At 69.4% G+C, this 23,904-nt stretch carries 22 protein-coding genes; 19 read left to right on the top strand and 3 right to left on the bottom strand.

Going from position 1 to position 23,904, the window contains the following annotated elements; all coding sequences use genetic code 11:
* The first annotated feature begins 35 nt into the window (after positions 1-35).
* The 16 genes from AC3B5L_RS16210 to AC3B5L_RS16135 all read left to right on the top strand — a co-directional run bounded on the left by AC3B5L_RS16210 (position 36) and on the right by AC3B5L_RS16135 (position 16,305).
* Positions 36-956 carry a carbohydrate ABC transporter permease gene (locus AC3B5L_RS16210; RefSeq protein ID WP_187662645.1) on the top strand — a complete coding sequence of 307 codons (921 nt, stop codon included), beginning with the start codon at positions 36-38 and terminating at the stop codon, positions 954-956.
* On the top strand, positions 956-1,909 hold the full coding sequence (locus tag AC3B5L_RS16205) for a carbohydrate ABC transporter permease (protein ID WP_187662644.1): 954 nt from the start codon (positions 956-958) through the stop codon (positions 1,907-1,909). The genes AC3B5L_RS16210 and AC3B5L_RS16205 overlap by 1 nt, the downstream gene beginning before the upstream one ends.
* 26 nt (positions 1,910-1,935) lie before the next feature.
* The gene (locus AC3B5L_RS16200) at positions 1,936-3,300 is read left to right on the top strand and encodes an extracellular solute-binding protein (RefSeq protein ID WP_144881801.1); all 1,365 of its coding nucleotides are present in this window, start codon (positions 1,936-1,938) and stop codon (positions 3,298-3,300) included.
* A 100-nt stretch (positions 3,301-3,400) separates the two neighbouring features.
* Complete coding sequence (locus AC3B5L_RS16195) at positions 3,401-4,186, top strand: class I SAM-dependent methyltransferase (RefSeq protein WP_259955107.1); 786 nt, start codon at positions 3,401-3,403, stop codon at positions 4,184-4,186.
* 93 nt (positions 4,187-4,279) lie between these two features.
* Positions 4,280-5,239, top strand: coding sequence for a tripartite tricarboxylate transporter substrate binding protein (locus AC3B5L_RS16190; RefSeq protein ID WP_259955108.1), 960 nt, complete (start codon positions 4,280-4,282; stop codon positions 5,237-5,239).
* A gap of 59 nt (positions 5,240-5,298) precedes the next feature.
* The gene (locus AC3B5L_RS16185) at positions 5,299-5,838 is read left to right on the top strand and encodes a tripartite tricarboxylate transporter TctB family protein (RefSeq protein WP_259953788.1); all 540 of its coding nucleotides are present in this window, start codon (positions 5,299-5,301) and stop codon (positions 5,836-5,838) included.
* A complete protein-coding gene (locus AC3B5L_RS16180) occupies positions 5,835-7,505 on the top strand; it encodes a tripartite tricarboxylate transporter permease (protein ID WP_187662640.1) in 1,671 nt (556 codons plus the stop codon). Before AC3B5L_RS16185 ends, AC3B5L_RS16180 begins: the two co-directional genes overlap by 4 nt.
* A complete protein-coding gene (locus tag AC3B5L_RS16175) occupies positions 7,502-8,371 on the top strand; it encodes a dihydrodipicolinate synthase family protein (protein ID WP_268776952.1) in 870 nt (289 codons plus the stop codon). The genes AC3B5L_RS16180 and AC3B5L_RS16175 overlap by 4 nt, the downstream gene beginning before the upstream one ends.
* Before the next feature lie 182 nt (positions 8,372-8,553).
* Complete coding sequence (locus tag AC3B5L_RS16170; protein WP_187662638.1) at positions 8,554-9,270, top strand: FadR/GntR family transcriptional regulator; 717 nt, start codon at positions 8,554-8,556, stop codon at positions 9,268-9,270.
* A gap of 87 nt (positions 9,271-9,357) precedes the next feature.
* Positions 9,358-10,605, top strand: a complete 1,248-nt coding sequence (locus AC3B5L_RS16165; RefSeq protein ID WP_268776953.1) for an ABC transporter substrate-binding protein — start codon at positions 9,358-9,360, stop codon at positions 10,603-10,605.
* A gap of 8 nt (positions 10,606-10,613) precedes the next feature.
* Complete coding sequence (locus tag AC3B5L_RS16160; RefSeq protein ID WP_187662636.1) at positions 10,614-11,567, top strand: carbohydrate ABC transporter permease; 954 nt, start codon at positions 10,614-10,616, stop codon at positions 11,565-11,567.
* Positions 11,564-12,418, top strand: coding sequence for a carbohydrate ABC transporter permease (locus AC3B5L_RS16155; protein ID WP_187662635.1), 855 nt, complete (start codon positions 11,564-11,566; stop codon positions 12,416-12,418). The genes AC3B5L_RS16160 and AC3B5L_RS16155 overlap by 4 nt, the downstream gene beginning before the upstream one ends.
* Before the next feature lie 42 nt (positions 12,419-12,460).
* A complete protein-coding gene (locus AC3B5L_RS16150; protein WP_268776954.1) occupies positions 12,461-13,546 on the top strand; it encodes a mandelate racemase/muconate lactonizing enzyme family protein in 1,086 nt (361 codons plus the stop codon).
* A gap of 14 nt (positions 13,547-13,560) precedes the next feature.
* The gene (locus AC3B5L_RS16145; protein WP_268776955.1) at positions 13,561-14,388 is read left to right on the top strand and encodes an SDR family oxidoreductase; all 828 of its coding nucleotides are present in this window, start codon (positions 13,561-13,563) and stop codon (positions 14,386-14,388) included.
* Entirely contained in the window at positions 14,382-15,293 is a 912-nt protein-coding gene (locus AC3B5L_RS16140; RefSeq protein ID WP_268776956.1) for a dihydrodipicolinate synthase family protein, read from the top strand. The genes AC3B5L_RS16145 and AC3B5L_RS16140 overlap by 7 nt, the downstream gene beginning before the upstream one ends.
* Positions 15,294-15,321: 28 nt before the next feature.
* Complete coding sequence (locus AC3B5L_RS16135) at positions 15,322-16,305, top strand: LacI family DNA-binding transcriptional regulator (protein ID WP_490095986.1); 984 nt, start codon at positions 15,322-15,324, stop codon at positions 16,303-16,305.
* 10 nt (positions 16,306-16,315) lie between these two features.
* On the opposite strand, the gene AC3B5L_RS16130 is transcribed toward AC3B5L_RS16135, so the two are convergent.
* A complete protein-coding gene (locus tag AC3B5L_RS16130; RefSeq protein WP_490095985.1) occupies positions 16,316-17,215 on the bottom strand; it encodes a hypothetical protein in 900 nt (299 codons plus the stop codon).
* Positions 17,216-17,417: 202 nt separating this feature from the next.
* On the opposite strand from AC3B5L_RS16130, the gene AC3B5L_RS16125 reads away from it, so the two are divergent.
* A complete protein-coding gene (locus AC3B5L_RS16125; RefSeq protein ID WP_370429134.1) occupies positions 17,418-18,935 on the top strand; it encodes an FGGY-family carbohydrate kinase in 1,518 nt (505 codons plus the stop codon).
* Positions 18,932-20,566 (top strand): fucose isomerase, encoded by a 1,635-nt coding sequence (locus AC3B5L_RS16120; protein WP_187662628.1) that lies wholly within the window; start codon positions 18,932-18,934, stop codon positions 20,564-20,566. The genes AC3B5L_RS16125 and AC3B5L_RS16120 overlap by 4 nt, the downstream gene beginning before the upstream one ends.
* A 12-nt stretch (positions 20,567-20,578) precedes the next feature.
* Here AC3B5L_RS16120 and AC3B5L_RS16115 read toward each other — a convergent pair whose 3' ends face one another.
* Together AC3B5L_RS16115 and AC3B5L_RS16110 are read right to left on the bottom strand one after the other, a co-directional pair.
* The gene (locus AC3B5L_RS16115; protein ID WP_060922290.1) at positions 20,579-20,857 is read right to left on the bottom strand and encodes a hypothetical protein; all 279 of its coding nucleotides are present in this window, start codon (positions 20,855-20,857) and stop codon (positions 20,579-20,581) included.
* 115 nt (positions 20,858-20,972) lie between these two features.
* Entirely contained in the window at positions 20,973-22,835 is a 1,863-nt protein-coding gene (locus tag AC3B5L_RS16110; protein WP_490095984.1) for a heavy metal translocating P-type ATPase, read from the bottom strand.
* Between the two features lie 189 nt (positions 22,836-23,024).
* On the opposite strand from AC3B5L_RS16110, the gene AC3B5L_RS16105 reads away from it, so the two are divergent.
* Complete coding sequence (locus tag AC3B5L_RS16105; RefSeq protein ID WP_490095983.1) at positions 23,025-23,903, top strand: endo-beta-N-acetylglucosaminidase H; 879 nt, start codon at positions 23,025-23,027, stop codon at positions 23,901-23,903.
* Position 23,904: the final 1 nt, after the last annotated feature.

Below are 23,904 nucleotides of genomic sequence, written 5' to 3'. Positions count from 1 at the left end.
CCGTGTCTGCGCGTCCTCGGAAAGGAGGCAGGTGGATGCCGCTCAAGACCCGCCAGCGGGACCGGTACAACCGCCGAGAAGCCCTCGCCGGCTATCTCTTCATCTCGCCATGGCTCATCGGATTCCTCATCTTCACGGCCGGCGCGATGGTCTACAGCCTGTACATCTCGTTCAGCAGCTACAACCTCGCCACGAACAGCGCGCGCCCGGTCGGCATCGACAACTACGCCAACCTCTTCGAGGACCCGCGGGTGGGCGTCTCGCTCGCCAACACGCTGTTCTACGTGGTGATGGCGGTGCCGCTGGAGATCGTGTTCGCGCTCGTCCTCGCGCTGCTGCTCAACCGGGTCGGGCGAGGTGCGGGATTCTTCCGCGTGCTCTACTACCTGCCGAAGATGACCCCGGCCGTCGCCACGGCCGCCGTGTTCTTCCTCCTCCTGAACGGCAACTCCGGAGCGATCAACCAGTTCCTCCGACTGTTCGGCATCCAGGGGCCCCAGTGGCTCGTCGACCCCGCGTGGGTCAAGCCGAGCATCGTGATCATGACGCTGTGGACCGTCGCGGGAACCATGGTGATCTTCCTGGCGGCCCTCAAGAACGTGCCGGTCGAGCTGTACGAGGTGGCCTCGCTCGACGGGGCGGGACCGATCAGGAAGTTCTTCTCGATCACCCTGCCGATGATCTCGGGGGCCATGTTCTTCAACGTCATCGTGCTCTCGATCGCCGCCTTCCAGATCTTCGATCAGGCGTATCTGCTGTTCTGGCGGGATCAGAGCAACTCGTCTCCTGAGGCGTCGCTCTTCTACGCGATCTACCTGTTCCAACAGGCCTTCCGGCAGTTCAACTTCGGCTTCGCGGCGGCGATGGCGTGGCTGCTCTTCGTCATCATCATGATCATCACGCTCATCCAGGTGAAGGTCGGCAACCGCTTCGTCTACTACGAGGGAGACCGCTGATGTCCCAGACCCTGCGTCAGGTCCCCGTCGAGGCCACCGGGGACGACCTCCCGGAGGCCGTCGCGGCTCCCGCCCCGGCCCGGTCGCGCTGGCGACGGCGCCTGCGACAGCCGAAGAGCCTCGTCGCCCGGATCGTGCTGAACATCATCCTCGTGCTGTTCGCGCTGCTGTTCCTGTACCCCTTCGCGTGGCTCATCGCTGCCAGCTTCAAGCCGCGGGGGGAGGTGTTCGACAACGCCCTCATCCCGAAGACGTTCGTGCCGGAGAACTACGTCGAGGTGTGGAATCAGCTCCCGCTGCTGAACTGGATGGGCAACAGCATCGCCATCGCGCTGCTCGCCGCCGGTGCCGTGGCGATCTCCAGCTCGATCGTGGCGTTCGGCTTCGCCTACTTCCGCTTCCCGGGGCGCGGGCTGCTGTTCGGCCTCGTGCTCGCGACGATGATGCTCCCCGGCGCGGTGACGATGATCCCGATCTACCTCATCTGGAAGGAGACCGGACTCCTCGGCACCTGGGTGCCGCTGTGGGGCATGAACCTGTTCGGCTCGGCCTTCTACATCTTCCTGCAGCGGCAGTTCTTCCTCGGCCTTCCTCGGGAGCTGTTCGAGGCGGCGCGGCTCGACGGGGCCAGCGCCTGGGGCCTCTTCTGGCGGATCGCGATGCCGCTGTCGATACCGTCGTTCGTCATCGTGTTCCTGTTCGAGTTCCAGGCGAGCTGGAACAACCTGCAGGCCGCCCTCATCTACCTCAACGCCGGGTCGGTGGACGAGTTCACCGCGCCGCTCGGCATCGCCTACGCGATGACCAAGTACAGCCCCACGGCGGGCGGTCACGGTGATTACCAGTACGTCATGGTCGCCTCCCTCCTGGTGACCCTCCCCATGCTCATCCTCTTCGCCTTCGGGCAGCGTGCCTTCATCGAGGGCGTCGCCACCCAGGGGCGCAAGGGATGACGAACCACAGATCGAAAGGAGCAGTCATGCGCACACGCATGCTGGGAATCACCGCGGTCGCCGCGGCATCCGTCCTCGTCCTCGCCGGGTGCGGCGGGGGAGGGGGAGACGACCAGGCGGCCGACGCCGACTTCGGCGCGGAGCCGAGCGGCACGCTCAAAGCGTGGGGCTTCGAGAACGCCGACGACGTCGGCACCTCGCGCATGGACTACGCCGCCGAGCAGTTGAAGGACGTCGAGGTCGACCTCGACGCGACGGCCTTCGACGCGCAGAAGTTCACCACGCGGATCGCGAGCGGCGACGTGCCCGACGTCGTGCAGATGGACCGCCGGTACGTGACCACGTATGCCGCGCAGGACCTCATCATGCCGCTCGACGAGTGCTTCGCCGCCCAGGACGTCTCGCCGCGGGATCACTGGTACCCCTTCGTCGTCGACGACGTCACCTACGACGATGCCGTGTGGGCGGTGCCGCAGTTCTACCAGCCGCCGGCGATCCTGCTGAACAAGGCCGTGCTCGACGAGGCGGGGGTGACGGCGGACGAGATCGACACCTCCAAGCCCGACGTGCTGCTCGGCGCGATCGAGAAGATGTACCAGGAGTCCGGGGGTGTGCCCACGCGGCTCGGGTTCGACCCGGTCGCGACGGGCCAGGCCGGGCTGTGGATCCTCGGCATGGGCGGCCAGCTCAACGATGAGAAGGGCGCGCCCACCCTGGACGACCCCAGCAACGTGGCCGGCATCGAGATGCTGAAGCAGATCACCGACGCGCAGGGCGGCTTCGCGGCCGTCAAGAGCTTCACCGACTCGTTCGACGCCTTCGGCGACCAGAACCAGTTCGTCGCCCAGCAGGTCGGCGCGCAGGTGAACGCGCAGTGGTATCCGAACGTGCTGAGCCCCTACGCCGACCAGATCGACCTCGAGGCTGTGCCGTTCCGGAATGCCGACGGGGAGCCGTTCTCGGTCGCGTCCGGCACCGCGTTCGTGATCCCGGCCGGGGCGGAGAACCCCGCGGCGGCGTGCGCCTGGATGGTGAACCTCACCTCGGACGACGCCTGGAACGCGGCGGGCGAGGCCCGTGCCGAGACGCTGAAGACCGACGGCGGTATCAACACCGGGCTCTTCACCGGATCGCCGTCCGCCGATCAGTCGATCCGTGAGACCTTCGTGACGGACAGCGGCAACGCCGGCTTCGACCAGGTCATCTCGACCTACTACGACGTGGTGGACTACGGACAGTCCTTCGGTTCCTCGCCCGCGGGCCAGGAGATCCAGAACGAACTCAACAACGCGATCACCGCAGCGCTGCTCGGGGACAAGTCTCCCGAGGACGCGCTGAAGGAGGCGCAGGAGGCGGCGATGCGGGCGTACGAGAACGCCACCGCCGGCTAGACCCCGGAGGGGCAGAGCGCCAGGCGGCCATGTCCGCCTGGCGCTCGTCGTCGGATCGGGTCGGCGTGGATGATGGAGGCCTACCGATCGGAGGTCGACCATGGACCAGCGTGAGCTCGATGAGCGGATCCGTGACTACTACGAGGACCAGTTCGACGAATCGGCGCGGTTGACGACCCGCTCGGCGCAAGGACCTCTGGAGCACCAGCGCATCCAGGAGCTGATCGCCGCGCACCTCCCCGAGGGTCGCGTCATCGATGTCGGAGGCGGGGCGGGCGTCCATGCGCGGTCGCTCCTGGACCGTGGCCATCAGGTCATCCTCGTCGACCCGGTGCGCGGGCACGTCCACAGCGCGGCGCAGCGGGGCGTGGATGCTCGTGTAGGGGACGCGCGCTCGTTGCCGTTCACCGCGGACAGCTTCGATGCCGCTCTTCTCCTCGGTCCGCTGTACCACCTGGCGGATCGCGCGGACCGCCTCCAGGCGCTCGGCGAGGCCGCACGGGTGGTGCGATCCGGCGGCTGGGTGTTCGCGGCAGGCCTCTCGCGATTCGTCGGATTCGGTCAGCTCGCGCTGGGCGTGACCGACCTCCACCTCGACGATGAACACGGCGCACTGCTGGAGCACGGGGCGCCCTCCTCGCGAGGTCGCTTCCCTGCCGGGCACTTCCACACGGCGGATTCGCTCGCCGAGGAGGCCGCCGCCGCCGGACTCGACGTTGTGGAGGTCCATGGCGTCGAAGGGCCCGGCGGGCTGCTGCTGGAGGAGATGCCTGCGGAGGAGACGGCGCTCACACAGGCGGCTCTCCTGCTGGCGCGAGCCGGGAGCACCGTTCCCGGAATCCGGGAGCTCAGCCCGCACCTCCTGGTCGTGAGCCGGGTGCGGTGACGCTCTGCAGTGTTGACTGTTAACAGTCAACACTGGTAGCCTCGCGGTGTCGACAACACGGTCGACCCACGTAGAGGAGCAAAGATGCCCCGCATGCGCATCACTCGGGCGGCCGCTGCCTTCGCCGCCCTCGCCGCCACCGCTCTGGTGCTGTCGGCCTGCACGAAGGTCGACGAGAGCGAGGGGGCCGCCTCGACCTATCCCGAGGACGACATCCGGCTGATCATCCAGGCCAATCCCGGCGGCGGCTCCGACCTGTCGTCCCGCGCGCTCGCCACCGAGCTCGAGAAGATCCTCGGTATCAGCGTGATCCCGGAGAACATGCCCGGTGCCGCGGGAGCGCTCGCGATGGAGTACGTCGGCTCGCAGGATCCCGACGGCTACGTCATCGGCTTCGCGCCCGTCGAGATCGCGATGCTCAACACGACCCAGAGCGCCGACGTGCTGCCCGACGACTTCGACCTGCTCGGCCAGATCATGCTCGCTCCCGGCGTCATCACGGTGGGTGCCAACAGCGGCATCGAGACCCTCGACGACCTCGTGACGCAGGCGAAGTCCGGCGCGGTCACGGTCGCGAACTCCGGTGCCGGCTCGATCTGGGAGGCCGCCACCCTCGGCCTCGGCCAGGCGACCGACGCCGACTTCACCCCCGTCCCCTACGACGGCGGCGCCACGGCTGTCGCGGCCGCCGCGTCCGGTGAGACCGTCGCCGCCGTCTCCGGACTCGGCGAGGCGCTCGCGCAGGGCGAGGCCGTCCGCATCCTCGCGGTCATGAACGACGAGCGTCACCCCGACGCGGAGGATGTCGAGACGGTCGAGGAGGCCATCGGCGAAGAGGTCGTCTTCGGCGGCTGGGGCGGCATCTACGCACCGGCCGGACTGCCGGACGACGTGCACGACGCCCTCGAAGCCGCCGTCAAGGAGGCCGTGGAGTCCGAGAGCTACCAGAAGTTCCAGGCCGACGCCGGCAACCTCGTGGTCTACCGCGACTCCGAGGAGTGGACCGGGTTCGTCGACGACCAGTTCGCCCTGTTCCAGGACCTCCTGGGCTGAACACCTCCGGTGGGGTCGGCACGCGCCGACCCCACCGGGTCCTCCGACGAAGGAGCACCATGACCAGCCCCGACACCGCGGCCGAGCCGGTCGCGCCGGGCGGCTACGAGGGAGCGACCGCCTCCCGTCCCCTCGAGATCGCGTTCGCCGCCGTCGCCCTCGCGATCACCGCCGGCTACCTCTTCCTCGCCACGCAGATCCCGCTGCGCCGCGAGGCCGCCCCCGGACAGATCGACGCCCGCTTCTGGCCGCTCGTCATCGGCGTGACCGGCGTCGTGATCGCGATCGCCCTGCTCGCCGTGGCGATCACGCGACCGGCACCCACGCGTGAGGATCTCGAGCGCATCCAGCCGGGCGGCGTCCTCCGGGTGATCGCGACGATCGCGATCGCCGGCGCCTTCATCGCGCTGTGGTCCCTCGGCTCGGTCATCCTCTTCGGCTACCGGATCGAGGTCTTCCCGATCGCCTGTGCCCTGCTCATGGCCGCACTGATGCTCCTCTACGGCCACCGCCGCTGGCTGAGCCTCGTCATCTACTCCGCCGCCGTCACGGCATTCGTCTACGTCGTCTTCGGCATGCTCCTGAGGATCCCCCTGTGAACGCGCTCCTGGAGGGGCTGAACTCGCTCCTCGACATCTCGATCCTGCTGTACATGGCAGTCGGCCTCGTGCTCGGCTTCATGGTCGGCGCCTTCCCCGGCATCACCGCGACCATGGCCGTCGCACTCGCCGCCGGCTTCACCATGACCCTGGAGCCCGTGCAGGGCCTCGCGGTGCTCCTGACGATCTACGTCGCGGCGAACTTCGGCGACCGGGTGCCGTCCATCCTCATCAACACCCCGGGGACACCCGCCTCCATCGCCACCACCCTCGACGGCTATCCCATGGCGAAGCAGGGCAGGGCCGGTCTGGCGCTGACGATCTCCGCGATCGTGTCGGCCGTCGGCATCCTCGCCTCGCTCGTGCTCTTCTCGGTCGCCGCCGTGCCGATCGCCAGCTTCGCCCGGGACTACTTCAAGTCGCCCGAGCTGTTCGCGCTCGTCGTCTTCGGCATCGCGATCATGATCGGCATCTCGTCGAAGTCGATGCTCAAGGGCATCCTGGCCGGTCTCTTCGGGCTGATGCTCGGCAGCGTCGGCACCTACGCGGCCACCGCCGACCAGCGCTTCACGTTCGGCGTGCTGGAACTCGTCGAGGGCGTGAACTTCATCGCCGTCATCATCGGTCTCTTCGGCATCGCCGAGCTGTTCGATCAGCTCCTCACGCACCGGAAGTCGCACGTCCGACCGATCTCGAGCCTCGGCCGGTGGTGGCCGAACCGCGCCGAGCTGAAGCAGAGCGGACGGGCCACCGCGGTCGGCGGGGCGGTCGGCCTCGGCGTCGGCCTCATCCCCGCGGCCGGCGGCGACATCGCCGGGCTCATCGGCTGGGAGCGGGCGCGGAAGGCGTCGAAGCACCCGGAGATGTTCGGAAAGGGGTCGATCGAGGGCGTCGCCGCGTCCGACACCGCCTCCAGCGCCACGCTCGGCGGCTCGCTCACCACCACGATGGCGCTCGGCATCCCCGGCGACTCCGTGATGGCGGTCATGATCGGCTCGATGATCATCTGGGGCATCACCCCCGGGCCCACGCTGTTCACCAACCGCCCCGACCTCGTCGTCTCGATCGTCGGCATCATGCTCGTCGCGACCCTCCTGTCGCTCGCGCTGAGCCTCGTGCGGATGAAGGGCATGGTCAAGCTGCTCGACGTGCCGCAGCCGTATCTGTGGAGCGGCATCCTCATCTTCTGCATCATCGGCACCTACGCCACCTCGAACAGCCTGTCGACGGTCGTCACGATGCTCGTCTTCGGGGTGATCGGCGTGCTGCTCAAGCGCATGCAGGTCCCGGCAGGACCCGTGGTGCTCGGCCTGCTGCTCGGTCCGCTCGCCGAGGAGAACCTCGCCCGCACGCTGGCGATCCTGCCGACGCGGCCGATCTTCGAGGTCGTCAGCCCGATCGCCCTCGTGCTGCTCGCGCTCGCGGTGCTGTCGATCGTGATGCCCGCGATCCGCGCCGCCCGCACGCCCCGCGCCGAGCGGGCCTCGTTGGAGGACTCGATCCTCCACACCGACAGCATCGTGCAGATCGAGAAGGCGCACGACGAGCTCGCGGCGCAGCCCGACCTGCTCACCTCCACCGTCCGCAACGTCCACGCCGGTGCGCGCCGGGGACGCGCCGACCGCAAGAACCGCCAGAGCACGACCCCCGAGGAGACCGAGAAGTGACCCGCTACGACATCCTGACCGCCGTCCCGACCGCGTTCCACCGCGACGGGACCCTCGACCTCGAGGGGTCGCGCGCGATCTTCCGATTCGTGGCCGACTCGGGGAACGAGGGCGCCTTCATCCTCGGCACCACGGGCGAGTTCCCCGCTGTGGACGCGGACGAGTTCCGGGCGCTCGTGGCCGCCGCGCTGGAGGAGCTGGCCGGCCGGATGCGCGTCATCGTGCACGTCGGGCAGCCGAGCACGTTCGAGGCCGTGCGTCTGGTCGGCATCGCGAAGGAGCTCGGGGCCACGGAGTTCGCGGCCCTCACCCCCTATTACCTGCGTGCCACGGACGATGCGATCCTCGACTACTACCGTGCCGTCTCGGCGGCGGTGGGCGACGGGCGCCTGTACGTCTACATCTACCCCGCGCGTAGCGGGAACCCGGTCTCGCCGGAGCTGCTCGTGCGCATCGCCGCGCTTCCGAACGTGGTGGGAGCGAAGGTGAGCGAGCTGTCGCTCGACGACATCGCGGCCTATCGTGCGGCCGTGCCGACGGGCTTCGAGCTCTACACCGGCGCCGACCGCGACCTCATCGCGGCCGTCGGGGCGGGGGCGCAGGGTGTCGTCTCGGGCGTCTCCTCCGTGACGCCGAAGCCCTTCCGCGCCCTCGCCGATGCCGGACGCTCCGGAGATGCCGAGGCCATCGCGGCGGCACAGGCAGCAGTCGACGACGTCGTCGCGCTCATCGGCGGCGACATGGGGCGCATGAAGGAGGCGTACCGCGTGCTCGACGTCGTGGACACTCATTGCCGCATGGCCATCTCCGAACCCTCCGCCGACGAGCGGGCCGCCGTCGCACAGGTGGTGGCCACGCACCGCTGACACGACTCCGGGACCTACACGGGCGGGATGCCGCGGCCTTCGGGTCGCGGCATTTCTGCATGGGCTCGCTTTTACTTGTCCGACAAGTGAGCGCAGTCAGGAGCCTACTTGACGACACCCAGGGAAAGTGTCTAGGCTCAGGAGCGGAAATTCTGCCGATGTCGCGAAGGAGCGAACGGGACATGTCAGACAAGATCGAGATCACCGGGTCCGACTTGTCAGACGCGCTCGCTCGACGTCTGGCTCAGCACCTGCAGCGCTCCGGGCTGGAGATCGGCGACCCGCTGCCCACCGAGGCCGAACTCGGCGCCGTGCTGGAGGTGGGACGGCAGCGCATCCGCGAGGCCCTCAGCGTGCTCGAAGCGTTCGGCATCGTGGCCTCTCGGCAGGGCGCGCGCCGCGTGTGGCGCGGGTTCCGTGCCGCCGATCTCGCCACCCGCTGGATCGGCTTCGTCGACGACCCGGAGGCCGCCACCCGCGAGCTCCTGGAAGTGCGTCACGCGCTGGAGACTTCGCTGCTTCCCCTGGTCATCCCGCGCCTGCAGCCGAGCGACCTGACCCGCCTGCGTCTGCTCTCGGAGGAGATGGTGGAGCGAGCCCTGCGCAACGAGAGCTTCGCGGAGCTCGACCAACAGTTCCACCGCGGGCTGCTCGCGCCGATGCGCAATGCGTTCGTGGACCAGTTCCTGCAATCCTTCTGGGTCGTCTTCGCGGCCGCGCGACGGGAGGAGCCCGTGGAGGAGGACCCGGCCATCGCCGCGATGCACGGTCGCATCATCGACGCGATCGAGGCCGGCGACACTCGCCGAGCCGTCCACGAGCTCGACGCCCACTTCTACGGCGTCCGCAACCGCTACCCGGATATCGACTTCGGCACCACGGCCGCGCTGCCGGTCTGACCCCTCCCCGCACCGGCGCGTTCTGCCGCACCCGTTTTGAAATCGATTTCGCACAACCCTCATCTGATCGACGAAGGAGTACGCATCATGAGATCCACCCGATTCCTCCCCGGATTGGCCGTCCTCGGCGTGGTCGCCCTCACCGCCGGCTGCGCCGGAGGCGCCCCGACGGGCGAGGGCGACGGTCCCGTCGAGATCACCTACTGGCTCTGGCAGGACGACGCGACCGACCCCACCTGGACGGAGCTCGCGGACGAGTTCAACGACGCGCAGGACGAGGTGGAGGTCGTGCTGGAGACGATCCCCCTCGACCAGTACCAGAACCAGCTCGTGTCCTCTGCGATGAACGGCACCGGACCGGATGCCGCCCGCAGCAAGGACTGGTGGCTCGGGCAGTTCGCGCCGCAGGGCGCCATCGCCGACCTCACCCCGTACGTCGATGGCTGGGACGCCTCGGACGACGTCGTCGACTCGCTCTGGGCGACGGGGCAGCTGCCCGGCGAGGACGCCGTCTACATGCTGCCGCACCAGTACACGACGCTCTACCTCTACTACCGCGTGGACTACTTCGAGGAGCTCGGGCTCGAGGCGCCGCGCACCCAGCAGGACCTCCTCGACGCGGCGGCGGCCCTCACCGGCGACGGCCGGTACGGCATCGACGTTCGCGGCGGTGCGGGCGGACAGGACCAGTGGCTCGCATGGATGTACGCCGGCGGCGCGTCGGTCGTCGACGACTCCGGCGAGGTCGTCCTGGACGACGCGAAGGGCGTCGCGGTGAACGAGGACTACCTCAGCATCGTCACCGACCTGCAGGCCGCGCCCCCCGGATCGATCACGGCCGCCTTCGCCGACGTCAAGACGAACTTCGTCGAGGGTCTCACCGGCATGATGATCCACCACCCGGGTTCCCTGAAGGAGCTGCAGGGCGTCTTCGGCGACAAGCTCGGCGTCGTCCCGATCCCCACGGAGGACGGGAAGCCGGGCGCGACACTCGGCAGCATGAGCGGCAACGTCATCCTCGAGGGCTCCGACAAGAAGGACGCCGCGTGGACCTGGATCTCCTGGCTGAGCGAGGAGGCGCAGATGGAGAAGATCTCCACCTCGCCGCAGGGCCAGCTGCCCGTGCTCGAGTCGGTGATCGACACCGAGGCGTACTCGTCCGACCCGCAGCTCGCGGTCGCGGTCGACGCGATCCCCACCGCCAAGACCTGGCCGGCGCTGGAGGGGGTGGCGGAGCTCGCCGCCAAGGAGTGGAACCCGCTCATCCAGCAGGCGTTCCAGGGTGAGATCAGCAGCCAGGACGTGCTGACGAAGATGTCCGACGTGCTGCGCTGAGGACCGACATGGCAAGCTCCACTCTCACGGAAGCGGTCGTCACCGGCCGGCCGGCCCCGCGCCGGCCGGTGACCCGGCCCCGGCAGCGCGCTCGCCGCGGGTCGGTCGCCCCGCTCGTCCTGCTCGCGCCGGCGATCGCGCTGGTCGCGGTCTTCGCCGGGTATCCGCTCGTCCGCTCGATCTGGTTCTCGTTCAACGACGTGAGCGTCTTCACCGGCGTGCTCGAGTTCGTCGGGTTCCAGAACTTCGCCAGTGTCATCGGCACGGCGGAGTTCCTGCCCACGCTCGGCCGCACGGCCATCTGGACGTTCGGCGCCGTCTCCCTCCAGCTGATCGGCGGGCTGTCGCTCGCGCTCATGCTGAACAACCGCTTCCCGCTGCGGGGCGTGTACCGCGGGCTGATCATGATCCCGTGGGCGACGCCCAGCGTCCTGGTCGCGCTGATGTGGAAGTGGATCCTCGATCCGAACAACGGCGTCCTCAATCAGTGGCTGCTGAACGCCGGGGTCATTGACGCCCCGATCGAGTTCCTGTCGCAGAACAGCACCGCGCTGCCGACCCTCGTGATGATCGACGTCTGGCAGGGCATCCCGCTCTTCGCGATCATGATCCTCGCGGCGCTGCAGAGCGTGTCCGGCGAGCTCAAGGAGTCCGCGCAGATCGACGGATGCGGGCCGGTCGGCGTGTTCCGTCACGTCGTGCTGCCCGCCATCCTCCCGACGATCCTCATCACGACGCTCCTGCGCCTGATCTGGACCTCGAACTACGTCGACCTCATCTTCATCCTCACCGGCGGCGGGCCGGGCACGTCCTCGACGACCCTGGCGCTCGAGTCGTATCTGACGACCTACAAGGCCAGCGACTTCGGTGCCGGCGCGGCGTACGCCGTCATCCAGGCCCTGTTCCTCGCCGTCTTCATCGCGCTCTACGTGCGCCTCACCCGGAAGGACACCACGCGATGAGTACGACGACCGTCCCCGTCCGCTTCGGCCGCTTCGCGGGAAGGACCGGCTTCGCGATCGCCCTCCTCGGCGTCCTCGCGATGGTGCTCGGGCCGTACATCGTCATGCTGCTGACGTCGCTCACGCCCCGGGATCAACTCGCCGGCGCCGGAGCGAACCTCATCCCCTCGGAGTTCACGACCGCCTCCTACGCCGAGCTGCTGTCGACCACGCCGTTCCTGACCTATCTGCGGAACAGCCTCACCGTCGCCGCGATCGCGGTCCCGGTGACCCTCGTCGTCTCCACCGGCGCCGCGATCGCGATGTCGCGGTTCGACTTCCGCGGCCGCGGGGCCGTCATGATCGGGCTGCTGCTCGCACAGATGTTCCCCGCCGTGCTGCTCGTGATCTCGCTGCAGGGGCAGCTCCGCGGGATGGGGCTGATGGACACGACGCTGGGCCTCGCACTGGTCCACGCCGCGTTCGCCACGCCGTTCGCCACCTGGCTGCTCAAGGGCTTCGCGGACTCGATCCCGCGCGAGATCGAGGAGGCCGGCCAGATCGACGGGGCCTCGTCCTGGCAGATCATCCGCATCCTGCTACTGCCCCTGCTGCGGCCGGGGATGGTGGCGGCGGGAACCTACGCGTTCATCCTCACCTGGAACGAGTTCCTCTACGCCCTCACGTTCACCTCGCAGACGGCGACCCGCACCCTGCCGGTCGGCCTGCACCTGTTCATCGGCGAGTACCAGATCCGGTGGGATCTGCTCACCGCGGGCGGCGTGCTCTCGGTGCTCCCCGTCGTCGTCGGCTTCCTCCTCGTGCAGAAGCGCCTCGTCGCCGGACTCGCCGCCGGCGCCGTCAAGGGCTGACGCCCCCTCCGACCCCTCCTCGTCGTCCCGGAAGGACCACGCATGAAAATCGAATCGATCGACCTCCAGCTCTCCCGCATCCCCCTCCCCAAGGGGCCGTGGGGGGACCAGATCCATCGGGTGACCCACATCGAGATCATCCTCGCCGACATCACCACCGACACCGGCCTGGTCGGCACCGGGTTCAGCCACACCTCCGGCGTCGGCGGCCAGATGATGATGGCGGCGCTGCGCGAGCTCATCCCCACGCTCATCGGCCGTGAGGTCAATCCGCGAGCCGTCTGGCAGCACTCCTGGCAGCATCTCCGCGACAACGGCCCCGGCGGGACCACCACGCTCGCGCTCGCCGCGATCGACGTGGCGCTGTGGGATCTGCTGGGGCTGCACTACCAGCAGCCTCTCGCGAAGCTCCTCGGGCAGGTGCGCGACCGGGTCGCGCTGTACGGCAGCGGCATCAACCTCAACCTGTCCGCCGAGGAGGTCGTCGAGCAGGTCAAGGAGTGGAAGGCCGACGGGTACGCCGCCGGGAAGGTCAAGGTCGGCAAGCCGGACCTCGAGGAGGACGTCTACCGGCTCACCAAGATCCGCGAGGCCGTCGGCGAGTACCCGCTCATGGTCGACGCCAACCAGGGATGGACCTACGGAGAGGCGGTCCGGGCGGTCACCCGGTTCCGCGACCTCAACCTGTACTGGGTCGAGGAGCCGCTGCGCGTGGACGACGTCGCCTCGCACGCCCGCCTCCGGGCGCGCTCTCCGATCCCGATCGGCCTGGGCGAGAACGTCTACACGCTCCAGCAGTTCAACCAGTACCTCCTCGCCGACGCGTGCGACTTCATCCAGGCCGACGTCGGTCGTGTCGGCGGCATCACGCCCTACATGGACATCGCCGCCCTGGGCCGGGCGTACAACGCCCCCATGACGCCGCACTTCGTGATGGAGCTCACGGCCAACGTGCTCTGCGCGGTGCCCAACGCCCTGTTCGGCGAGATGACGGACGGCGGCACGCTCAGCGATCTCGGCGTCATCGTGCCGCAGCGGCCGCAGAACGGGTTCTTCGTGCCGACCGGAGCGCCGGGGAACGGCCTGGAGTACGACCGCGAGAACCTCGCGCGGCACGCAGTGAGCTGAGGGAGACGAACGACATGACGGACATCTTCGACCTCACCGACCGCATCATCCTCGTCACCGGCGGCCTCGGCCAGATCGGCTCGGCCTTCGTCCGCGAGCTGCACGGGCGCGGTGCCCGGGTGGCCGTGGCATCGCGCACCGTCGACGCCGCGCGCCTGCAGGAGACGTTCCCCGAGATCGCCGACGGCCCGCGCCTCCTCGGCGTCTCCGTGGACATCGTCTCGAAGGACAGCGTCGAGGCCGGCCTCGATGCGATCGTCGAGGCGTGGGGTGCGGCGCCGGACGGCGTGATCAACAACGCGGGACTGGACACCCAGCCGAGCGCGCCGCCCGAGGTCTCCGGCCCGTTCGAGGACTTCCCCCTCGACGTGTTCCGGGAGGTGGTCGACGTGAACCTCGTCGGCACCTTCCTCGTGACGCAGGCGGCCGGTGCCCGGATGCGCGCCGTCGGGAAGCCGGGCTCGATCATCAACGTCGGCTCGATCTACGGGATGGTGTCCCCGGTGCAGGACATCTACGCCTACAAGGAGGAACAGACCGGGGTGCCGTTCGTGAAGCCGGTGGCGTACTCGGCGGCGAAGTCGGGGCTCTACAACCTCACACGCTACTGCGCGACGTACTGGGGGCGGCAGGGGATCCGGGTCAACACCCTCACTCCGTCCGGCGTCGGCCGAGACACGCAGGACGCGACGTTCCGGCAGAACTACACGGCGCGCATCCCGATCGGGCGGATGGCGGAGGCGACCGACTTCAACGGTGCCGCGGTCTTCCTGCTCTCCGATGCCTCGCGCTACATGACCGGAGCGAACCTCGTCGTGGACGGGGGGTGGACGGCATGGTGACCACCGCGGCGGACCTCGGGGTGTTGATGGCGGCGATCGCCACGCCCTACGACGCGGAGGGGGCGGTCGACACCGGGCTGCTCTCGACGCTCATCGGGGACTACGTGGCGCGCGGGGTCGAGGGGATCTACTGCTGCGGGTCGTCGGGGGAGGGCCTCCTCCTGTCGGCGGACGAGCGGACCGCGGTGGTGGAGACCGCGGTGAGCGCCGCGGAAGGGCGGATACCCGTCGTCGCCCACGTCGGCGCGCTGTCCACGAGGGAGGCCATCGAGCTCGCGCGACGGGCTCAGCAGGCCGGCGCATCCGCACTCTCGATGATCCCGCCGATCTACTACTCGTTCGGCATCGAGGCCGTCCTCGACCATTACCGTGCGGTGCTGGACGCCGTGGATCTGCCCCTCATCGTCTACAACATCCCGCAGTTCACCGGGACGGAGTTCACGGTCGAGACAGCCGGCGAGCTCCTGGACGACGATCGGGTGATCGGACTCAAGCAGACCGCGCACAACATGTACGCCCTGGAGCGCATGAAGACGGCCTTCCCCGACAAGGCCTACATCAACGGCTTCGACGAGGTGTTCGTGCCCGCGCTCGCCGCCGGCGCCCGCGGGACCATCGGCACGACCGTCGGGCTGCAGGTCGAGCTCTTCCAGGCGGCGCGGCGCCTCCTCGATGCCGGTGACCTGGCCGGAGCGCAGCGGGTGCAGAGCCGGATCAACCACGTCATCACCGAGCTCGTGGCGATCGACGTCTTCCCCGCGGCGAAGTACCTCTCCGGACGCAATGCGGGCGGCGCGGGAGCACTGGGCGACTGCCGTCGTCCGTTCCGACCGCTCTCGGACGCGGGTCGGGCCCGGCTGGATGCTCTCGGGGTGACTCTCGATCGATTCCTCGCGGAGGTCTGAGGGCTGAAACCGGTTACAGTGGGTGCCCATGGCCACGATCTACGACGTCGCGCGGCGGGCCGGCGTCTCGCCGGCCACGGTCTCACGCGTCTTCAACGGCACGAGCGTATCGGAGGAGAAGGCGGCGGCCGTGCGGGCGGCGGCGGAGGAGCTCCGATTCACGCCGAACCGGACGGCGCGCACGCTGCGGACCCAGAGCTCCGAGGTCATAGCCCTGGTGATCCCGGACATCGAGAACCCGTACTTCACCGAGATGGCGCGTGGGGTGGAGGACGCGGCGTCCGAGGCGGGGTACTCCGTCGTACTCTGCAACTCCGACGCCCAGGTCGAGAAGGAGGCGACGTACCTCCGGATCGCGATCGCCGAGAACATGTCGGGGGTGATCATCGCGACGGCGGATGAGCACTCGGATCTCGCGCCGGTGCGGGCGACGGGGCGGCCCGTGGTCGCCGTGGACCGTCGCACGGCCGCCGACATCGACGGCGTGGTGATGGCCAACCGGGAGGCGGGAGCCGCAGCGACGCAGAGCCTGCTCGACGCCGGGTATCGCCGCATCGCGTACATCGGGGGGCCCGCGCACATCGACACCGCGGCCGAGCGGGCGGAAGGTTGGCGGGGAGCCCTCTCGGGGATGGATCCCCATCACGAGCTGTCCTCGCTGCAGCGCTTCGCGACGTTCCGCGTCGACGGCGGGCGTGCGGCCATGGAGGAACTCCTCGCGCTGCCGGAGCCGCCGGACGCGGTGGTCGCCGGGAACAACCTCATCGGCGTCGGCGCGATCCAGGTCCTCACGGAGCGCGGCCTCACCCCTCCGGAACTCGGTGTCGCGGTGATCGGATCGCTGCCCTTCACGACGCTGTCTCCCTCCGCTGTGACCGTCGTGCGGTTGCCGGCGCGGCACATGGGCGTGACGGCGGCGCGGATGCTGCTCGAACGGATCAGGGGAGACGTGCAGCCGGCTCGGACGGTCGTCCTCTCCGGCGAGGTGCAGCGCGCGACCGCACGCGCCTGACCGCAGGTCGCTACTGGGAGCGCCAGAACCGCGCTGCGAGGTTCGTCATCTCCTTGTCGAGATCGTCGACCTTCACCTCCAATCGGTCGAGGCGGTGATCGAGGCCGTCGAGTCGTGCGGTCATCTCGCCGCGGAGCCCGATCATCTCGCCACGCAGCCCGATCATCGCCTCCTGCAGCGCACCCATCGCCGCGCGCAGCGCTCCGATCTCGCTCATCATCACTCCGTGCAGCGCTGCCAGCGCCGCGTGCAGCCCACCGGTTTCGTTCGTCATCTCGATGCGGAGGCTGGCGATCTCGGTGGTCATGTCTGTGCGGAGGGTGCCGATCTCGGTGGTCATTTCGGTGCGGAGGGTGCCGATCTCGGTGGTCATGTCTGTGCGGAGGGTGCCGATCTCGGTGGTCATTTCGGTGCGGAGGCCGTTGATCTCGCCGGTCATTTCGGTGCGGAGGGTGCCGATCTCGGTGGTCATTTCGGTGCGGAGGCCGTTGATCTCGCCGGTCATTTCGGTGCGGAGGGTGCCGATCTCACTGCGTAGTCGTGTGGTCTCGGTGGTCATCTCGGTGCGGAGGCCGGCGATCTCCGTGGCCATGTCGGTGCGGAGGGTGCCGATCTCGGTGCGTAGTCGTGTGGTCTCGGTGGTCATGTCGGTGCGGAGGCCGGCGATCTCGGTGGTCATGTCGGTGCGGAGGCCGGCGATCTCGGTGGTCATGTCTGTGCGGAGGCCGGCGATCTCGGTGGTCATGTCGGTGCGGAGCCTGCCGATCTCGCCGGTCATCTCTCCCCGCAGTCCGCCGATCTCCGCACGGAGCACGCGACCGAACTGCGTCGTCATGAGGGTCATGCCGCCGAGCATCGTCGTCACGAAGATGCCGATCAGCGTCCATACCTGCGGGTCGTCCAAGGGCATGCCTCCAGTCTCGATCGGAGGGGTCAGGATGTCACGGTATTCCGGTGCTGAACCGGCGTTTTCCCAGTCAGGCGCGGGGATGGTGGAATCTTCGGAGATTGGCCATCGCGGTGCAGGAGCGGTCACCTCCTTGCGCCCTGAAATCGATTTCGCGTAGCCTGGGTCCAGGTCAGCACGGCCCGTCGGTATCGAAGGAGAGACCATGCGCTGCACCCTCGGGGTGGACATCGGCACGTCCAGCAGCAAGGGCGTCCTCGTGGACCCCGCCGGCACGATCCTCGCGACTGCGACCCGCGCGCACGACGTCTCCCGTCCGCAGTCCGGATGGGTCGAGATGGACGGCCGGATCTGGTGGGACGAGTTCGTCGAGCTGGCCACGGACCTTCTCTCCGCGGTCCCCGACGCGGACGTCGTGGGGGTCGGAGTGAGCGGCATGGGCCCGTGCATCCTGCTCGCCGACGAGGACGACGAGCCCGTGCGCCCCGCGATCCTCTACGGCGTGGACACCCGTTCCACCGCGCAGATCGAGCGCATGACGGCGGAGCTCGGCGTCGAGGAGATCACCCGCGTGGGCGGCTCGACCCTCACGTCGCAGGCCGGCGGGCCCAAGATCGCCTGGGTCGCCGAGGAGGAACCGGAGACCTGGCAGCGCGCGCGGCGGCTCTACATGCCCGCCTCCTGGTTGGCTCGCAAGCTCACCGGTGCCTACGTCCTCGACCACCAGTCCGCCAGCCAGGTCTCGCCGTTGTACGACATCGAGGGCGGGCAGTGGCACGAGCCCTGGTGGCAGCGGTTCGCCGGGACGGTCGAGCAGCCGCCGCTGCGCTGGGCGGGGGAGATCGCGGGCACCGTGACCGTCGCTGCGGCGGCCCTGACCGGCCTGCCCGAGGGAACGCCGGTCATCACCGGCACGATCGACGCCTGGACCGAGGCGGTGAGTGTCGGCGCCCATGAGGTCGGCGACCTCATGCTGATGTACGGTACGACGATGTTCCTCGTCGCGACCGGGGAGCAGACCCTCCGCACGCCCTCGATGTGGACGACGGCCGGCGCCTTCGCGGGCACGCGCAACCTCGCCGGCGGGCTGTCCACATCCGGAGCGCTCACCGCGTGGCTGAAGGACCTCTCCGGTACCGACTACCCGGCGCTGCTGGCCGAGGCGGAGGAGTCGGGGCCCGGCGCGAACGGCCTGCTGATGCTGCCGTACTTCGCCGGCGAGCGCACCCCGATCCAGGATCCGGATGCCCGCGGGGTCATCGCCGGGCTCACCCTCCGGCACACCCGAGGAGACCTCTACCGCGCCGCGCTCGAAGCCACAGCGCTGGGCGTGCGGCACAACGTCGAGACGATGCGCGCCGCCGGCGCCGACATCCGCCGCATCGTGGCGGTCGGCGGGGGCACGCAAGGGCGGCTCTGGCTGCAGATCGTCTCCGACATCACCGGGCTCGTGCAGGAGGTGCCGCAGACGACGATCGGCGCGAGCTACGGGGCCGCCTTCCTCGCGGCGACGGCCACGGCCGCCGAGGATGCCGCGCCCGCCATCGCCGACTGGAACCCCATCGCCGACACCGTCCGTCCGGACGAGGCGCTGCGCCCCTTCGCCGACGCCCTCTTCGACCGTTACGTGCGGCTGTACGACGGCTCGAAGGACGTCGTCCATGAACTCGCCGCCGCCCAGCGCGACGGCTCCCCGACCACCTCGACCCCGGAGAACTCATGACCGCTTACACCCTACCCACCCCGGCGCCCCGTCCTGCCACGGCGCCGAAGACCGCCTACCTGATCGCGTCCGGCGATCTCCGTGAGTCGGCCAACACGGCCGGCTGGCCCACCCAGGTCGAGCTCGAAGCCGGGGTCACCGGCGTGCTGAATGACCTCGGCTGGACGGTCATCCGCGCCAACGAGGTCGACCCGGAGACCGGTCACGGGTTCATCTCCAGCCAGCGCATGGGTCTCGAGGTCTTCAAGAACATCCCCGTCGACGCACCGCTCATCGTCGCCGAGGCCGTCTGGCAGTACTCGCACCACGTGCTCGCGGGCCTCCGCACGCACGAGGGTCCGATCCTCACGGTGGCGAACTTCGCGGGCGACTGGCCCGGCCTCGTCGGCCTCCTCGGCCTCAACGCGGGCCTGACGAAGATGGACAAGCCGTACGCGACGATCTGGTCGGTCGACTTCACCGACGACTGGTTCCGCGAGGGCATCCGGGAGTGGACCGAGACCGGCGCCATCACCCACGATGCCTCCCACGTGCGTCCGCTCCCCGCGCTGCCCGACAGCCCGGAGAAGCAGCTCGGCGAGGCCCTGGCCGCGGAACTGCGCGCTGAGAAGGCCATCATCGGCGTCTTCGACGAGGGCTGCATGGGAATGTACAACGCCATCTTCGACGACGAGCTCCTCAACCAGACCGGCATCTACAAGGAGCGCCTGTCGCAGTCGGCGCTCTACGCGGAGATGCTGAACGTGACCGACGAGGAGGCCGACGCCGCGTACGACTGGCTGATCGAGCGGGGGATGACGTTCCGCTACGGCGAGGACGCCGCGACCGAGCTCACCCGTGAGCAGGTGCAGTGGCAGCTGAAGATGTACATCGCCGCGCTCCGCATCGCGGACGACTTCGGGCTCGACGCGGTCGGCATCCAGTACCAGCAGGGGTTGAAGGACCTCGTTCCGGCCTCGGACCTGGCGGAGGGCATCCTCAACTCCACCGAGCGCCCGCCGGTGACCTCGCGCGACGGCTCCCGCGTGCTGCACGAGGGGCGCGCGTTCCCGCACTTCAACGAGGCCGACGAGGGCGTCGCCGTCGATGCGCTCGTGACCGACCGCGTCTGGCGCGCGATGGGGCTCGTTCCCGACAACACTCTCCACGACGTCCGCTGGGGCGAGGACCACGACGGGCAGTTCGTGTGGGTGTACGAGATCTCCGGCTCGGTGCCGGCCTCCCACCTCGGCGGCTGGCAGAACGCGGAGGGCTGGCGCCAGGGGCACGTGTTCTTCCCTGCGGGCGGCGCCACGATCAACGGCGTCTCGAAGCCCGGCGAGGTCGTGCTCTCGCGGGTTTTCATCGCCGAGGGGGTCCTGCAGGCGGACATCTTCCGGGCGTCGGTCGTCGAGCTGCCGGCGGAGGAGACGCAGCGCCGGAAGGACGCCACGAACCCGGAGTGGCCGATCGCCCACGTGGTGCTGCACGGCATCTCGCGCGATCAGTTCATGGCACGGCACAAGGCGAACCACGCGCAGCTCGTCTACGCCCCCGACGCCGAGACCGCGGACAAGGCGCTGATCGCGAAGGCCGCGATGTTCGACGGCATGGGCATCAAGGTCAACCTCGTCGGCGACGTGTCGATCTGAGGCCGCGGCTCGTCACTGCGAGCGCCAGAACCGCGTCGCGAGGTTCGTGAGCTCCCTGTCGAGATCGTCGACCTTCGTCTCGATGCGTCCGAGCCGGGCGTCGAGGCCGTCGATCCGTGCGGAGAGGGTGCCGTCGATGCGATCGATCCGTGCGGAGAGCGTGCCGTCGATGCGGTCCACCTCCGCACGGATCACGCGGCTGAGCTGCGACGTCATGAGTGTCATGCCGCCGAGCATCACGGCGGCGAAGACGCCGATCAGTGTCCATACCTGCGGGTCGTCCACGGTCATGCCTCCAGTCTGAGTCCGGGGTCTCAGGCTGTCACGGTATTCCGCAGGGGCAGGGCCGCGAACACGGGACCTGTGGACGGGAGAAGCGGTACCGGGGTCGGTGCAGGAGCAGCCCTCAGGGGGAGGGGCGGAGGTCGCTCGGCGGGCCGCTCAGCGCGCGCAGGGCGTAGAGGATCGTCGCGAGGTCGACGAGCTCCTGCACCAGTGCGCCGACGACCGCGGGGATGACGCCGGTCATCGCGACGACCATCAGCCCCACGCTCAGACCGATCCCGATCCAGATCGCGGTGAGGGCCACGCGGAGGGTGTGCCGTCCGATCGCGACGGCGTCGACGACCTTGGCGAGCGAATCCACGAGGATGACGACGTCGGCGGCGTCCCCGGCGGCCGTCGCCCCCTTCGCGCCCATCGCGATGCCGATGTCGGCCGCCGCCAGCACCGGCGCGTCGTTGACCCCGTCGCCGACCATCAGCACGGGCCGTGGCTGCATCTCGGCGGCCAGACGCACCTTCTCGGGAGGCAGCAGCTCGGCGTGGATCTCGTCGATCCCGACCTGCCGTCCGATCGACTCCGCCGTGGTGGCCACATCCCCAGTCAACATCGCGAGCCTGTCGACCTCGTGCGTCCGCATCCAGGAGACCACGGCGGGCGCCTCCGGGCGGGCGGCGTCGGCGAGCACGAGGGCCCCTGCGAACCGACCGTCCACGGCGACGTACGCGGCGGCCTGTCCCGGTGCGAGCTCCACCCGCACGGTGTCGGGGGCGAGGGAGGCCACGTAGGCCGGCTTGCCGACGACGACCGAACGGCCGCCGATCGTCGCGGACACCCCGTTCGTCGCGGTCTCGCTCGCCTCCGTCGCGGCGTGCAGGGCCAGGCCCCGTGCGGCGGCGGCGCGACGGATGCCGTCGGCGAGCACGTGCGACGAGTACTGCTCGGCGGAGGCGGCGAGTCGCAGGATCTCATCCGCATCGAAACCGCGGGACGGTCGCACGTCGACCAGCTCCGGCCTCCCCTGGGTGAGCGTCCCGGTCTTGTCGAACGCGGCCGAGCGCACCCGGGCGATCTGCTCGATGACCGCGCCGCTCTTCATGATGACGCCCGACTTCGCCGCCCGGGAGAGCCCGCCGAGGAAGGCCACCGGGGCGGCGATCAGCAGCGGGCAGGGCGTCGCCAGCACGAGCACCTCGGCGAACCGAGTCGCGTCGCCGGAGAGTGCCCACGCCGTCCCCGCGAGCACGAGCGCGACGGCGGTGAACGGGATCGCGAACCGGTCGGCGAGGCGCACGATGGGCGCGTGGGAGGACTCGGCCTGGGCGACCAGGGCGACGATCTGCTGGTACTGGCTGTCGGCGCCGGTGCGGAGGGCGCGGAGGCGGATGGCCCGGCTGCCGTTGATCGCGCCCGACAGCACCTCGTCGCCCGCACCGCGCGTCACGGGCAGACTTTCGCCCGTGAGCGACGATTCGTCGAACGACGCGCTGTCCGTGAGCAGTTCACCGTCCACGGGGATGATCTCCGCCGGGCGCACGAGAAGCACGTCGCCCACGGCCACATCGTCGACCGGCACCTCCCTCGCCGCGTCCGAGTCCGCGTCCTCGGGATGCGTCAGCACATGGGCGCTGCGGGGCGAGCGATCCAGCAGTGCGGAGAGGTCGCGCTTCGCCCGGCGGCCCGCGAAGTCCTCCAGCGCCTCGCCGCCGGAGAGCATCAGGACGATGATGAGCGCCGCGATGTATTCGCCCACCGCGAGCGTCGCGACCATGGCGACGACGGCGAGGATGTCGAGTCCGACGTGGCCGCGGAGCACGTCGCGCACCATCCCGACGAGCGTCCAGACCACCACCGCAGCCACGAAGATCGTCGCGATCCACCGGCCGATGGTCTCCTCCCCGGCGGCGTGCAGCCCTCCGACCACGGCGAAGACGATGACCGTCAGGGTGATGACGGGGTACCGCCAGAGGAGTCGGAGGGCGCGCATGCGTCCAGCATCGTCGGAATCGGTGCGCACCGCCAGCATCCCCTTCCGACACCTGTGCTTAAGCGATATAGTCGGCCGCGAGTCGCGACGTCGCGGCCCGATCTCGACAACGACGCCGAAGGAGAAGACACCGTCATGAGTTCCTCACCCGCACGATCGTCCCGCCTGAGAAGAGGTGTCGCGGCAGCAGTGGCGATCGCTGCCGCCGGAGCCGCCGCCCTCGCCGCCTCGACGGCGGCCATCGCCGATACCGGTGCCGCCGACCCGCAGCTCGCCGTCTACGTCGAGGTCAACTCGAACGATTTAGCGAATGTCGCGGACTACACGCTCGCCGAGTCGGGCCGCCCCGCCGTCGATCTGGCCATGATCTTCGCCGCGAACATCAACTACGACGGGGCGCAGGCGGTCCTCCATCTCAACGACCGGGTCACCGAGACGCTGCAGGACGCGCAGAACCAGATCCGCCCGCTGCAGGCCCAGGGCACCAAGGTCCTCCTGTCGGTGCTCGGGAACCACCAGGGCGCCGGCTTCGCGAACTTCACCTCGTACGCGGAAGCCGACGCCTTCGCCGCGCAGCTCGCCGACACCGTCACCACCTACGGCCTGGACGGCATCGATTTCGACGACGAGTGGAGCAACTACGGGGCGAACGGCACGCCGCAGCCGAACCCGCAGTCCTTCGGCTGGCTCGCCTCCGCGCTGCGCGATCGCCTGGGACCGGACAAGCTCATCACGCTGTACGCGATCGGCCCGTCCTACACGACCACGGACTTCGGCCTCTTCGACGCCGGCAGCGTGCTCGATCACGCCTGGAACCCGTACTACCCGACCTACGACGCTCCCACCGTGCCGGGCCTGGACGACCGCGGCCGGCTCGGCGCCGCGGCGATCGACCTCGCGAACACCAGCGCCACGACGGCCGCCGACTTCGCCCAGCGCACGGTGGCGGACGGGTACGGCGTCTACGTCGCGTACAACCTCACCGCGACGGATCAGTCGGCCTACCTCTCCGGCATCACCCAGGCGCTGAAGGGGGAGGCGACTCTGTACCGCGCAGCGTCGCGGTGAG

It is taken from the genome of Microbacterium sp. C-MGS6, from assembly GCF_058140415.1.
This window is presented reverse-complemented; position numbering and strand designations above follow the sequence as displayed.